Origin of the sequence: Clostridium estertheticum subsp. estertheticum (assembly GCF_001877035.1) — a bacterium.
In the GTDB taxonomy this organism is placed as follows: Bacteria; Bacillota; Clostridia; order Clostridiales; family Clostridiaceae; genus Clostridium_AD; species Clostridium_AD estertheticum.
In genome coordinates this window covers 1445076-1459114 of sequence record NZ_CP015756.1, presented here as the reverse complement: position 1 = coordinate 1459114, position 14039 = coordinate 1445076, and the positions used below count along the sequence as shown (strand labels likewise).

Below are 14039 nucleotides of genomic sequence, written 5' to 3'. Positions count from 1 at the left end.
ATCCATACATGCACTATTTCTATTCACCTTATATTATACCATAATTTAGCTTAAATAACCGTTATTTATACACGAGAGACTAATTTGTTTGTTTTAAAATTTCTATTTAAAGCTTTCTATCGCCTTTTGGGCCCACTTAGAATCCTTATATATAGCCCTAGCTACACCAATAAGATCAGCTTTTTCAGAAGACAAAAGATTTTCGGCAGCTTCTACCTTTGTAATTCCCCCAGTAAGTAGAACTGGAATAGATACAACTTCCTTTATAGATTCCGATAACGGTGAAAAATACCCTTGACTAGTATTACCTGGAATAATAAATCTACAAAAGCCTCCAGAAATATCAAGAATATCTACACCTGCCTTCTCAAAAGCTACCGCAGCAATTTTGCTATCTTCGATTGTAATACCACCCTCAATATTATCGCTAGCACCGAGTCTTAGAAGAATTGGGAAATCATCCCCAACAACATCGCGTACTGCTTTAATAATATCTAAATGAATTTTAATTCGACCTAATAACCCTCCACCATATTCGTCATTTCTCTTGTTAGTTAAAGGAGAGAAAAATTGGTTTAGAAGATATCCATGTGCAGAATGAATTTCTACACCATCAAATCCAGATTCCTTAACACGCCTTGCAGCATTTTTAAATTCTAAGATTATATTTTTAATTTCATTTATTGAAAGTTCATCTGGTACAATACTTGAATTTGGATTTATAATAGCTGATGGACCTACTGGATTAAGCCCTGTAATTTCTTTATTTGTTGAACTTCCAGCATGATTAATTTGCATTACTGTTTTAGATCCATTTTTATGAATAATGTTAGATAATTCTTTTAACCTTTCAATTGTAGTATCCTCTGCAATAGAAAGTTGTCTTTCACTAGCCTTTCCTGCGAGTGTTATAAAACTATGTTCAATAATAATAAGGGATATATATCCACCTCTAGATTTTTCATCATAATAATCTAATATATCTTTACTTACCTTTCCATTCTGGTCTGATTTCGACGTAGCCATTGGTGGCATAACCAATCTATTGTTTAATGTTAACTTACAATTTTCTAAAGACTTGAGCAAATATGACATTTTATAACCTCCCTATAGTTTATTATTTTTGTATTTTTTATTAATCTATATTATTTTACTATAATCCTTATCCTTCTTAAATTCTATGCGATCTTATAAAGTTACTAATTTATTCACATTTTTATAAATTATTATGGCCATACTTCAAAAACATATAATCCCTATAATTACTTAAACCTAAGTAATTATAGGGATTTAGTTTTAATTTATATTCTATCTATAAAACTACTTAACTAAACATAGTAAACAAAGTCTTTATTTCAGTTTATTTATCATAACTTCTTGGATCCAATCTTTCTAAATTTATAACTTTACCATTAAATGATAGGACTCAGTCTTATAAATATCATAAATATCATAAATATCATACATGTTATTTAAATTTCTTAAATAAATGCTGCTGTTCTCATCTTTTTCAATGTAAGGTTGAATTTCAATCAATAAATTTTTTATTTTATATCTTTAGTTAAAACCGCATCCATATCTGTAAATTCCTGGTTTTCTCCAACCATACCCCAAATAAAAGTATAATTTTTTGTTCCAACACCTGAATGTATAGACCAGCTTGGTGATATAACTGCTTGTTCATTTTTCATAACAATATGTCTAGTCTCTTGTGGAGTCCCCATGAGATGGAACACAACATTATCTGCATCCATATCGAAATATAAATATACTTCCATACGTCTATCATGAGTATGACAAGGCATTGTATTCCATACACTACCTGGATTAAGTATTGTCATTCCCATAACTAATTGACAGCTTTTGCAAACTGCTGGATGAACATATTGGTTTATTACTCTTTTATTACATTCTTCATCACTACCAGCTTGGACTTTATTAGCCTTTTCTAAACTAATTTCTACTGTAGGATAGTTTTTATGTGCTGTGGCACTATTCATATAAAATTTAGCTGGATTTTTAGCGTCGACACTTGTAAAACTAATTTCTTTAATTCCTAGTCCAACATAAAGTCCATCTCTACCTCCTAGTTCATGTTTTTCACCATCTAAAGTTACTGTTCCAGCTCCCCCGATATTAATTACTCCAAGTTCACGTCTTTGAAGAAAATAATCACAACCTAAAGCTTTACTTCCTTCTAAAACAAGAGCCTTATTTGTTGGCACTATACCAGCTACTATTATTCTATCTATATGGCTATAAACCATCTTTATTTCACCCGGCACAAATAAATCCTCGATTAAAAAATGTTTCCTTAATTGTGTAGTATCATAGCTTTTTGCATCTTCATCATGACTTGCATATCTAATTTCCATTACAATTCCTCCTAATATTAATTTTATGTTTTATTACTTAGACTACCAATTTAATTATTTCTAGTTTATTCATTACACGATTTTCTTATAACAAGCTCTGGCTTTAATATAATTGTTTGTTTTAGAGTCTTATGATTATTAATTTCTTCGATTAATATTTTTGCTGCTATTTGGCCAAGTTCAAACTTTTTTTGATGAACTGTTGTTAGCGGAACCGTTAACATTGACGCTTGCTCAATATCGTCATACCCTGCGATACCAATGTCTTTTGGTATTAAAATATTATTCATGTGAGCATACTTCATAACTCCCATTGCTACAGAATCATTTATAGTAAAAATAGCATCCACCTTTTTATTTATAAGGATCTGCGCTAGTTTAAACCCATCTTCAAAATTTGCACTACTGTTTAATAAAATATCATTACTAATTTCTATATTGTTCTCAGTTAATATATCTTTATAGCCCTTTAATCTCTCATTGCTTGCAGTAGATGATTCATCACCAAGTATTACTCCAATCTTTCTATACCCTTGCCTTAACATATGAGAAACTATCTTTCTAGCACCAACATAATTATCATTACCCACATAACTTACTTCTAAATCCTTTACATAATTGTCTGCCATTACTAGAGGAACATTTGCTATAATTTTTTTATAATCACTTGCTTTAGGCTTTACAGGAATAAGTATTATCCCATCAACTCTTTTCTGTGCTAAAAAATCAATATACCTATTTTCATTATCTTTATTCCTATCACTATTACAGAGCACAAGTCCATAACCTATTTTTTCTAAATACGAACTAACCCCTTTACTCACATATGCATAATATTGATTAGTTATATCTGGTATTAAAAGACCAATCATATTAGTCTTATTTAGAATAAGACTTCTAGCCGCTGAATTAGGTATGTATCCCTTTTCTTCACAAGTCTTTAGTATAAGCTCCCTTGTTTTTTTAGATATCTCTTTGCTATTATTTAATGCCCTGGATACAGTAGTTGCAGAAACATTACATTCTATTGCTATATCCTTTATGCCTACCATATTTTCCTCCTAACCATTAAATCATTATTTCCCGTTAACGTTAACGGCTTATGTACACTATACCATTAGTTAATATGTATTACAATATTTAAGCTCAAAAAAACAGGCCCCAAAGGGCCTGTTTTTTCTAAATAAAGTTTTCTATTTATATACTGTAATCTATAAATTTTCTTTGATTTTACTTATTAATAAATTATACTCTTCATCTTTAAGAAGCACTTTGTCACTCGGTGACATTTCAAATGTTCCTCCAAAAGAAGGTCCACCTTTATATTTAGGAACTATATGGAAATGAAGATGCGTCATGGTATCAGCATAAGCGCCATAGTTAATTTTATCAGGTGAAAATGCCTTGTTTAAAGCTCCCGCTACTCTTGACACATCACCCATGAATTTTGAGCGTTCCTCGTCAGTTAAATTGAAAAGTTCACTTTTATGACCATTATATGCTACAACACATCTGCCCTTATAAGTCTGTTCTTTAAATAAATATAATGTTGAAGCATCAAGCTTACATACCTCAATCATTAAATTTGTAAGTCGCGCGTCCTTAACACAATAAAAACAATCATTATCAAAGTTCATATTAAATCTCCCCTTTTTTAAACATCTTAATATAATTGTAACATTAAATCCATACTTTGTAATAGTTTTCATCTATTTGTTTTATGAGTTTCTTTTTCTAAGGTCACTTGCTATTTCAAGATATTTTTTATCTGTTAAATTATATAATGTACTGATTACAAGTATTGCAATTCCAAGAGCAAAAGCTGGATACAATAGAAGTAATCCCTTTATACCAAATAATGCACCTGCCGTTTGTGCTACCTTTGGTATATATCCTGTTAATGATAAACCAATTCCAGCGGCGAATCCAGCTACTGACTGAGCTATTTTTCTTGAAAAATTAAATACGGAATAAGTTATAGCTCCTCTTTTTTCTCCAGTTTTCCATTCACCATAATCAATAGCATCAGAAACTAATGCCCAAGTCATTCCATTAGGAATACTTAGTCCGAAATATGCAATACTTTGAAGTATTATAAATGTAACTAAATGTAGTGGAATAATAAAGTTTAATAAATCAGCAATAATACTTATTGCAAACCCGATTATAACTGTATTTTTCTTACCAAATCTCTTTGATAATATGGGCATAGCCACAACACCTAGTAATGAACAACCTATAGCAACAAATCCTACATAAGCCATTAATCCCTTGTTACCAAGATTATACTGGCAAAAATATAATAACATTGCTGATCTAAGGTTAAATGCTGAAATTGAGAATATTGTCATTAAAATTAGTACAAGTAATGGTCTATTTGTAAATATTGTTTTTACTATATCTTTAAAATCTATTTTTTGAGTTTCTACTTTAGCTACTGGTATATTTTCTCTACAGTTTCTAAATGTTACATAAAATGAACCTATGCCAAACAGTGCCATAATACCAATGGCAACTGGCCATCCTAAGTTTGGATTGTTAAATTTTGCAACAAGAGGTACTACAACTACAGTTGATATTAGCAAAGCCATAGTACTACCTAATTGCCTAAAAGATGCAAGCGATGTTCTTTCTTGAGGATCTTGGGTCATAGTAGCCGCAAGTGTTCCATAAGGAATATTTGTAAATGAGTATGCAACGCCCCAAGCCATATATGATCCATATGCGTATATTATTTTACCTTTAAGTGAAAAATCAGGCGCTAAAAATACAAATACTGATATAATTGCAAGTATTATACTGGCTAAAAGCATAATTTGTCTATACTTTCCTGCGCCAGGTTTTCCTTTTCTTGAATCAATAAAAGTTCCAGCTAGTGGATCAACTATTGCATCAAATAATTTTGTGAATAAAAAGATGCCTCCTGCAACAGCTGCTGGAATTCCTGCAATATCTGTAAAAAACTTAAGTAGATACAATTGCCCCATGTCAAACATAAATCCATTTCCCATGTCACCAAATCCATATGAAATTTTTTCTTTAAAAGTTAATTTTTTCATTTTATGCTCCTTCTGTTAATTAAAATTGTATTCTTTGAAAAGTTCATTTCAATTATTGTTTCTTTAGTTATGATTTGTATTCACGAAATATAACAATAAAGGTTATTCTTAAATTACTTTTGCACACGTTAACATCTTTTTACATAAGCACACACTTAAACCATTTTTTTATATTTATTACAATATTAGTTTAATGATATAAGTTTGACTGATTTACGATAATTTGTATGTTTTACCTCCTTTTTCAAGATTAAACGCACTTTTTGTTAACGTTAACAATTACTTATTTTTAATTATAACCTTATTCTTTTTAAAAATCAATACAAATTGTTATCGTTAACATAATTATTTTCAAATTGTAGTTTTTTTAACAATCAAACTTAATATTCTAGATTCCATTTAGTAAATATTACAAATATCATAGTTCTTATCTTGATATTTGCAATATTTAATTAAAATCTACACTAAAATTTTTACAACTACTTTTTTTACATGATTTCTATTTCCAGCATTAATTGTTGGCATATGGACATCTTCTGGTGCAAATATAGCGAATGTACCTTCATTTACCAATAACATATCTCCTTCACCTTTAAGGAAAACAACATCTTTTTCTTCATCATATTCACTACTTTCTTTCATTTCATTAATATAAGCATATCCTATTTTTTCTTTTCCTGAAACTACGAATTGTATATCAATATGTTTTTTGTGTGCTTCCCATTTGCCCTTCTCAATGTCTTTTGTTTCATATTCAGAAACTACCGCAATAATATTTTTTCCATCAATTTCATATTTACCTATCTCAAGCTTTTCTAAATCTGTATTTTTAAGATATTTTAATCCCGCTTCAATTCTTTGTGATATACCATAATATTGCTCCGCATTACTTAATTTATTAATTATCATTTATTACTCCTCCAAATTTATTTTTTTAATTACTTATATCTAATAACATTAATAACAAAAAACTAATCCCGTTATTATCATCATAATATCAGGCGACAATAACGGTAATTATGGAGACTTATAATGTAACTCCACTCTTAAAAATAGCGAGTTCTCTAAAATTATTCTTTTCATTATTTACAAGTTCTCCACTAGCTACTTTAATTATATATACTATAAATTCTTCATTCAAATCATCTAAAGTCATATTTTGAGTTAGACTTCCAGCATTGAAATCAATCCAATGAGGTTTTAATTCAAATATTTGAGTATTTGTTGAAATCTTCATTGTAGGTACAAAACTTCCAAATGGAGTTCCTCTACCTGTTGTGAAAAGGACCATTTGACAACCAGCTGATGCTAGGGCAGAAGCGGCCACTAAGTCATTACCTGGAGCACTTAATAGATTAAGTCCTTTTTCTTTTAATGTCTCACCATATTTAAGAACATCTACCACAGTAGCAGTACCTGCTTTTTGTGTACAACCTAAAGATTTATCTTCAAGAGTAGTTATTCCCCCCGCTTTATTTCCTGGTGAAGGATTCTCATATACCGGTTGATCATACTTCATAAAATATTCTTTAAAATCATTAATTAAATGAACAGTTTTATTAAATACCTCTTCATTTTTTGATCTAGCCATTAGAAGAGTTTCCGCTCCAAACATTTCAGGCACTTCTGTAAGAACTGTGGTTCCACCTTGAGCTACAAGAAAATCAGAAAATTTCCCTACAAGGGGGTTACCAGTTATACCTGAAAATCCATCAGACCCTCCACATTTTAAACCTATTTTAAGTTCAGATAAACTACAGACTTCACGCTTATCGGTCCTCATATTTTCATAAAGTTCTACAAGCATATTGGCGCCTTCTTGTATTTCATCAGAAACTTCTTGAGAAATCAAAAACTTTACTCTTTTTTCATTAAACTTACCCAAAGATTTTTTAAAATCTACCATAGTATTATTTTCGCATCCAAGTCCTAATACTAAAACTCCACCATTATTGGGATGTTTAACTGCATCACCAAGTATTGTCCTTGTACTTATATGATCCTCACCAAGTTGTGAGCAACCATAATTATGTTTTAATACTAAAACGTTATCTATAGATAAATTACCTACCATTTCTTTAAATCTATCAATAATTCTATCAGCTATACCATTTACGCAACCAACAGTCGGAACTATCCAAAGCTCATTTCTAATGCCTACATTCCCATTTTCTCTTTTATAGCCATTAAAAGTCAAATTTCTATTTTTATAACTATTTTCTATAAGCTTTTGGTTAAAGGTATATTCCTTTATTCCATCCAAGTTTGTTTTTATATTATGAGTATGAACCCATTCGCCCTTAAAAACATCAACAATTGAATGCCCTATAGGAAATCCATATTTTATAATATTTCCACCCAAACTAATATCCTGGGTAGCTATCTTATGTCCTCTCTTAACGTCTTCTTTTAATGTTACTTCTTTATTACTTATGGATATAACTTCACCCTTTGATAAATCTTTTAGCACAACTACTATATTATCATTTTCATTTATCTGTATTACATTTTTCATAAGCATTTCCTCACTTTCATAAGATATCATCTTCGCAGCTGTAATATTAACGACTTTAGATGGAGATAGTATTTATCCCCCACTAATTAAAGTAGGGGATTTTATTTTTTTAATGTCTTTAAAGAACTTCTTTAATAGCTTCTTTAATTCCAATTTTTTCAATGTTTAATAAATTATGTGTTACTGCTTCTGTTAAGCCCTTAACTTCATTTAAGTCCATTTTCCAAACTTTCTTGTATGCAAGTATTGTAGTTACAAGCTTTCTTAACGCTACTTCACTTCCATCACATTTATCCCACTGAGTTTTATAAAGTTCTAAAACATCAACATCATCAGATAGTTTGATTATTTCTTCTCCTCTTTTGCCTTTATAAAATTCCATAAGCGCAGCTAAAGAAAATACTAATCTTTTTGGTAATTCATTCTTTACTTTTACAAATTGTAATAATGAAGGTAAATCTCTTGTTTCATATTTAGACATTGAATTTAAAGAGATACTCATTAAATAATGTTTAACAAAAGGATTCATAAATCTTTCAAGAACAACTTTTGCATAATATGACAACTCTTCCTTAGGAAGATCTAATGTAGAAATTATTTCTTCATAAATTGTATCGCGAATAAATTTACCAATTACTTCATGGTCAACAGATTCTGCAACTGTATTTAAACCATAAAGATATGATACTGGTACGAGTGATGTATGTGATCCATTGAGTATTCTTACCTTTCTTGTTCTATATGGGGCCATAGCTTTAACGAACATAACATTAAGTCCCGCTTTGCTTGCTGGAAACTCATTTTCAATCCATTTTGGTCCTTCTATAATGAAAAGGTGAAAATGCTCTCCAACAACAACTAAATTATCCACGTATCCAAGTTCCTCTGTTATCTCTTTTATAGTATCTCTTGGGTAACCTGGAACTATTCTATCAACAAGTGTTGAACAAAAAGTATTAGCTTCATTTATCCAAAGAGCAAACTCTCCTTCTAAATTCCAAAGTTTAGCATACTTAAGAATTATTTCTTTAAGTTTATCACCGTTTCTATCAATTAGTTCACAAGGAATCATTATTAATCCCTTATCCTTTTGTCCGTTAAAAAATTTAAATCTATTATATAAAAGTGCTGTTAATTTTCCGGGGAAACTTTTTTGAGGAATATCTTCTAGCTTATCCTTTTCATCATATGCGATTCCTGCTTCTGTTGTATTTGAAAATACAAATCTTAAATCTTTATTTTCAGCAATCTTCATATATTCATCATGCTGTGTATAAGGATTTATACCACGGCTTATGCTATTAATTACTGAATGCTCTGCAATTGCTTTACCGTCGTTCATGCCTTGTAAGTATAAAGTATATAAACCATCTTGATCGTTTAATTTATCTACCAAACCATTTTCAATAGGTTGAACTACTACTACACTACCATTAAATCCTGCCTCTTTATTCATTTTATCAATTTGCCAATCAACAAAAGCTCTTAAAAAATTTCCTTCTCCAAATTGAAGCACTCTTTCAGGATACTGTTTATATTCCTTATATGTCTCTTTATTTAAATTCATTCTTATTCCTCCCTATCTTTCGATTGTTTTAGTCTTTCCAATAAATGCCATAAGTTGTTCATTATTTGGATAACCTTCCATATCTCCCTTTACGAGGACCGCCATGGCTCCAACTCCGTTTGCATATTCTGCGCATGCTCTTAAATCTAATTTATTTAACATACCTGAAAGAAAACCTGCAGAAAAACCATCCCCAGCTCCAACAGTATCCTGTGGGTTTTCACATATATATGAATTTACGTATAGTTTATTTACTGAATCGGTTACATAGCACCCTTCTTTTCCAAGTTTTACAGCTACAATTTTACATCCCATCTTCATAAAAGCTAGTGCAATATCTTCAGGTTTTGTAAGCCCAAGGAGCATTTCTCCTTCATCAATACCTGGGAAGATTATATCTGAGTGTTTTGCAATTTCAAGTAAAACTGGGACTGCCTCTTCCTTGTTCCATAATTTAAGTCTAATATTAGGGTCAAAAGACACCAAAACATTATTACTTTTTGCAATTTCTATAGCCTTAAATAAAGTTTTTTTGCAACTCTCTGAAAGTGCAGGTGTTATACCCGTAATATGAAGTATTTTTGTGTTTTTAATATATGCTGCATCTAATTCCTCAGGCCTCAATGTACTCGCTGCCGACCCTTTTCTATAATAATATACATTAGGATTAGAATGCATAAATCTTTCCTTAAATAATATGCCTGTATTTTTACCAGGCTCAAAAATTACTTTGGACACATCTACGCCTTCGCCTCTTATTGTAGTTTGAATGTACCTTCCGAATTCATCGTCTCCAAGTTTTGAAAACCAACCAACCTGATGTCCAAGTTTTGCAAGTGCTATTGCAACATTGGACTCAGCACCTGCTATAGATTTATTGAAATTCTGAACATATCTTAATGGCCCCGAAGAATCTGGACCAAATAAGACCATAGACTCTCCAAAAGTAATTACATCCATATTTATCTTTGCACCCTTCCAGAAGCATCACCGTTCATAAGTGTTTCTACTTCATCTTTTGATACAAGATTGAAATCTCCTTCTACAGTGTGCTTAAGGCAAGAAGCCGCAACTGCATATTCAAGAGCATCTTGATTTGTTAAACCTGATGTTAAACCATATATAAGACCAGCACCAAATGAATCTCCACCACCAACTCTGTCCACTATATGCATTCTATATTTCTTTGAACTATAAAAATCTTTTCCGTTATATAACATTGCAGACCAACCATTATCTGAAGCCGAAAAACTTTCACGAAGAGTAATTGCAACATACTTTAAGTTAAATCTATCTGTAAGTTTTCTTGCAACTTCTTTATAACCTTCACCGTTTATTGTTCCACCAGTTATATCTGTTCCTTCTGCACTAATTCCAAAGACTTTTTCTGCATCTTCTTCATTTGCTATAACTACATCACAGTACTTAACTATTTCTCCCATTACTTTACCAGCTTTTTCACTGCTCCAAAGTTTTTTTCTAAAATTCAAATCACAACTTACCATAACTCCAGCTTCTTTTGCTGCTTTTACTGCATCTAGTGTTATAGCTGCACATTCATCAGATAAAGCAGGTGTTATTCCTGTAAAATGGAACCATTCTGCATTATTAAATATTTCTTTCCAATTAAAATCTTCTCTTTTTGCTTCTGCAATAGCTGAATAAGCTCTATCGTAAATTACTTTAGAAGGTCTTTGAGATGCTCCTTTTTCACAATAATAAATGCCTACTCTATCTCCACCTCGTACAATCATACTAGAATTTACGCCATATTTTCTAAGTTCATTTACTGCTGCTTGACCTATTTCATGTTTTGGTAGTTTTGTTACAAAGTATGCGTCCTTACCATAGTTTGCAAGTGAAACAGCAACATTTGCTTCTCCACCACCATAAACTGCTCCAAATTCTTTTGCTTGTGCAAATCTTTCAAAACCAGCTGGTGCAAGTCTAAGCATTATTTCACCGAATGTTATAAATTTTCCCATATTATTGCCTCCTATAAATTCATGGCATACCCTAGGTATGCCATGTAGTTAATATCATATTTATTTACTATCTATATTTTCTTTATTCATATGTAACCTAATGATTTCTACGCTCTTGCTTTTTTAACTGCTTCAACAAATTTAACAGCAGTTTCAGTTACTAATTTATAATCTCCTGTTTTAGCCCCACGAGTTAAATCTCCACCAGTTCCTACTGCTACCGCTCCTGCTTTTATCCAATCTTTAACATTATCAAGTGATACTCCACCTGTTGGCATAAAGTTAGCTTGTGGTAATGGTCCCTTTAGAGAACTTATTATTTGTGGTCCAAAAACATTTCCTGGGAATACTTTTACTATTTCAACTCCAAGTTCTAGTGCTTCGATAGCTTCTTTTACTGTCATAATTCCTGGCATAACAGCAACTCTATATCTATTACACAATTTTATAGTTTCTGGATTTAAGCTTGGACTTACTATATATTTTGCTCCAGCTAAAATACATGCTCTTGCAGTTTCAGGATCTAGTACTGTTCCTGCTCCAATAAGTACTTCTGCATTATCTTTATATATTTCAGTTAATTCTTTAATTACGTCTATTGCACCTGGTACTGTCATTGTAACTTCAATTGCATTAATTCCGCCTTTTGTAACAGCATCTACAATTTTTACGCCTTCTTCTTTAGAGTTTGCTCTAATAACTGCCACTATTCCATATTCTGTTAATTTTTGTACTATTTTTATTCTTTCCATAATTTACACCTCTTATTTTATATTTTGAATATAATATCTCACCATATTATAACATACCTAGAGCAATTTTTATTAAAAATTCCAATATTCTAGATTTTAGAGTTACAATATTTTTTTAATGTAAGGCGAACAGCACCTTCGCCATTAATTAATTCTTTAAAGTAATCTTCAATTCTTGCTCCTAGTCCTACTTCATACAAATTGACACCAAAAATTGATTCATTACATAAAATTAATGGTAAATACTCATGAACATTTTTAGTTTCACTCATTTTAATGTTTTTTATTATATTTGTTAATGATTTTAGCATAGGGTCAGGACTTAATTCAAAACTATTGCCTGCGTCATCTATAGCCATTAGATAACGACACCATCCTGCTATAGCAAGTGGTATAAATGTTAGATTTTTAACATCTAAATCAGTATTATTAATATAAGCCTTAATTGTCTCACCAAACCGTACACCTAATTTTTGTGAAGTATCACAAACAATTCTTTGTGGCGTATCTGGCATAAATGGATTTGGAAGCCGTACCTTCATCACCTCATCTATAAAGTCTTTAGGAGACATAATACCTGGGTCCACAACAACTGGCAACCCTTCTACGTATCCTATATTCTCTATTAATGTTACAAGTTCATTATCTTTCATCTCATCTGATATTTTATTATAAGATAATAAACATCCATAAATAGCAAGCGCCGTATGAAGAGGATTTAAACAAGTACAAACTTTCATTTTTTCTACTTTATCAACAGTTTCTTTATCTGCATAGATAACACCGGCTTTATCAAGTGGAAGACGACCATTTTTAAAATTATCTTCGATAACTAAATACTGTGGTTGCTCCGCATTAACAAATGGCGCAATATATGTATTTTTCGAAGTCATAATTACTTCTGTATCCTCGATCCCAATCTCACTTAACATTTTTATAACTGATTCTGCAGGTCTTGGGGTTATTTTATCTATCATGCTCCAAGGATAAGATAAATTTTGTGTTACATAAGTTAAAAATTCAGCTTCTACCATCTCATTTTCTGTCCAATATTTTGCAAATGTAGTTATAGCATTTTCAAGTTTTGTACCATTATGCGAACAATTATCCATGCTTGCTAATGTCAATGGCAACCTTCCATTTTTAAACCTTTCGTAACATAATGCTGTAAGCTTTCCAATATAACTCGTAGCTTTTGTAGGTTCATTTTTAAAATCGTTATCAACATCTTTTAAAAATTCTCCATTACCATTTTTTAAGCTATATCCTTTTTCTGTAATTGTAAATGAAACCATTTTTAAGGTTTTAGCTCTAAATATTTCTTTTAATCTATTAAAGTCATTTAAATTATTTCTATCTACACATAACGATTCTGCAATGCTTCCAATTACTTTTTTTTCTAGTGTTCCATCAGCTTTTAAAGTTACTAAAATGCTTAGATTCTCGAATTTTTTATAACTTTTTTCAATTATTTCATAATCATATCCTTCAGCAACTATTATGCCGGTATTTAATATACCTTTATTCAATAATTCTTGACAAATCACAGCCGGGAAAGCACGAAATATATTTCCTGCTCCAAAATGTAACCATTCAGGCTTTTCTTTAGTATGTTTTATCATCTTACCTATGTCGTACTTAGGTAATTCAAAAGCATGCTCTTCCCAAAATTCAAAATTCTTTAATCCATTTTGATCAAGTTTCAATTTCTTACCTCCTCATATCTACTAAGTCATTTTAAAGTAATATTTGTTTATGATAACTAACAACATATATTAAATTCGAT

The 14039-nt window shown here is 30.9% G+C and carries 12 protein-coding genes; all 12 read right to left on the bottom strand.

What is annotated here, in order from left to right; genetic code table 11:
- Window positions 1-102: 102 nt before the first annotated feature.
- Window positions 103-1095, bottom strand: a complete 993-nt coding sequence (locus A7L45_RS06795) for an NADH:flavin oxidoreductase (RefSeq protein WP_071612077.1) — start codon at window positions 1093-1095, stop codon at window positions 103-105.
- A gap of 449 nt (window positions 1096-1544) precedes the next feature.
- Complete coding sequence (gene kduI, locus A7L45_RS06790) at window positions 1545-2375, bottom strand: 5-dehydro-4-deoxy-D-glucuronate isomerase (protein ID WP_071612076.1); 831 nt, start codon at window positions 2373-2375, stop codon at window positions 1545-1547.
- 65 nt (window positions 2376-2440) lie between these two features.
- Window positions 2441-3427 carry a LacI family DNA-binding transcriptional regulator gene (locus A7L45_RS06785; RefSeq protein ID WP_071612075.1) on the bottom strand — a complete coding sequence of 329 codons (987 nt, stop codon included), beginning with the start codon at window positions 3425-3427 and terminating at the stop codon, window positions 2441-2443.
- 159 nt (window positions 3428-3586) lie between these two features.
- Window positions 3587-4012, bottom strand: a complete 426-nt coding sequence (locus tag A7L45_RS06780) for an HIT family protein (protein WP_071612074.1) — start codon at window positions 4010-4012, stop codon at window positions 3587-3589.
- An 81-nt stretch (window positions 4013-4093) separates the two neighbouring features.
- The gene (locus A7L45_RS06775) at window positions 4094-5434 is read right to left on the bottom strand and encodes a glycoside-pentoside-hexuronide (GPH):cation symporter (protein ID WP_071612073.1); all 1341 of its coding nucleotides are present in this window, start codon (window positions 5432-5434) and stop codon (window positions 4094-4096) included.
- Window positions 5435-5893: 459 nt separating this feature from the next.
- On the bottom strand, window positions 5894-6343 hold the full coding sequence (locus tag A7L45_RS06770) for a NanQ anomerase/TabA/YiaL family protein (RefSeq protein ID WP_071612072.1): 450 nt from the start codon (window positions 6341-6343) through the stop codon (window positions 5894-5896).
- Window positions 6344-6461: 118 nt separating this feature from the next.
- Window positions 6462-7949, bottom strand: coding sequence for a UxaA family hydrolase (locus tag A7L45_RS06765; protein ID WP_071612071.1), 1488 nt, complete (start codon window positions 7947-7949; stop codon window positions 6462-6464).
- A 118-nt stretch (window positions 7950-8067) separates the two neighbouring features.
- Window positions 8068-9516 carry a tagaturonate reductase gene (locus A7L45_RS06760; RefSeq protein WP_071612070.1) on the bottom strand — a complete coding sequence of 483 codons (1449 nt, stop codon included), beginning with the start codon at window positions 9514-9516 and terminating at the stop codon, window positions 8068-8070.
- A 12-nt stretch (window positions 9517-9528) separates the two neighbouring features.
- Complete coding sequence (locus tag A7L45_RS06755; RefSeq protein ID WP_071612069.1) at window positions 9529-10476, bottom strand: sugar kinase; 948 nt, start codon at window positions 10474-10476, stop codon at window positions 9529-9531.
- A 2-nt stretch (window positions 10477-10478) separates the two neighbouring features.
- Window positions 10479-11501, bottom strand: coding sequence for a sugar kinase (locus A7L45_RS06750; RefSeq protein WP_071612068.1), 1023 nt, complete (start codon window positions 11499-11501; stop codon window positions 10479-10481).
- Between the two features lie 107 nt (window positions 11502-11608).
- Entirely contained in the window at window positions 11609-12253 is a 645-nt protein-coding gene (locus tag A7L45_RS06745) for a bifunctional 4-hydroxy-2-oxoglutarate aldolase/2-dehydro-3-deoxy-phosphogluconate aldolase (protein ID WP_071612067.1), read from the bottom strand.
- Between the two features lie 89 nt (window positions 12254-12342).
- Complete coding sequence (locus A7L45_RS06740) at window positions 12343-13959, bottom strand: mannitol dehydrogenase family protein (protein WP_071612066.1); 1617 nt, start codon at window positions 13957-13959, stop codon at window positions 12343-12345.
- Window positions 13960-14039 lie beyond the last annotated feature (80 nt).

What these genes read in the sequence shown, in the direction of transcription:
- A7L45_RS06795 (WP_071612077.1), bottom strand. Translation starts at nt 1,095, where the DNA reads ATGTCATATTTGCTCAAGTCTTTAGAAAATTGTAAGTTAACATTAAAC.
- A7L45_RS06765 (WP_071612071.1), bottom strand. Translation starts at nt 7,949, where the DNA reads ATGAAAAATGTAATACAGATAAATGAAAATGATAATATAGTAGTTGTG.
- kduI (WP_071612076.1), bottom strand. Translation starts at nt 2,375, where the DNA reads ATGGAAATTAGATATGCAAGTCATGATGAAGATGCAAAAAGCTATGAT.
- A7L45_RS06785 (WP_071612075.1), bottom strand. Translation starts at nt 3,427, where the DNA reads ATGGTAGGCATAAAGGATATAGCAATAGAATGTAATGTTTCTGCAACT.
- A7L45_RS06755 (WP_071612069.1), bottom strand. Translation starts at nt 10,476, where the DNA reads ATGGATGTAATTACTTTTGGAGAGTCTATGGTCTTATTTGGTCCAGAT.
- A7L45_RS06750 (WP_071612068.1), bottom strand. Translation starts at nt 11,501, where the DNA reads ATGGGAAAATTTATAACATTCGGTGAAATAATGCTTAGACTTGCACCA.
- A7L45_RS06760 (WP_071612070.1), bottom strand. Translation starts at nt 9,516, where the DNA reads ATGAATTTAAATAAAGAGACATATAAGGAATATAAACAGTATCCTGAA.
- A7L45_RS06745 (WP_071612067.1), bottom strand. Translation starts at nt 12,253, where the DNA reads ATGGAAAGAATAAAAATAGTACAAAAATTAACAGAATATGGAATAGTG.
- A7L45_RS06770 (WP_071612072.1), bottom strand. Translation starts at nt 6,343, where the DNA reads ATGATAATTAATAAATTAAGTAATGCGGAGCAATATTATGGTATATCA.
- A7L45_RS06775 (WP_071612073.1), bottom strand. Translation starts at nt 5,434, where the DNA reads ATGAAAAAATTAACTTTTAAAGAAAAAATTTCATATGGATTTGGTGAC.
- A7L45_RS06780 (WP_071612074.1), bottom strand. Translation starts at nt 4,012, where the DNA reads ATGAACTTTGATAATGATTGTTTTTATTGTGTTAAGGACGCGCGACTT.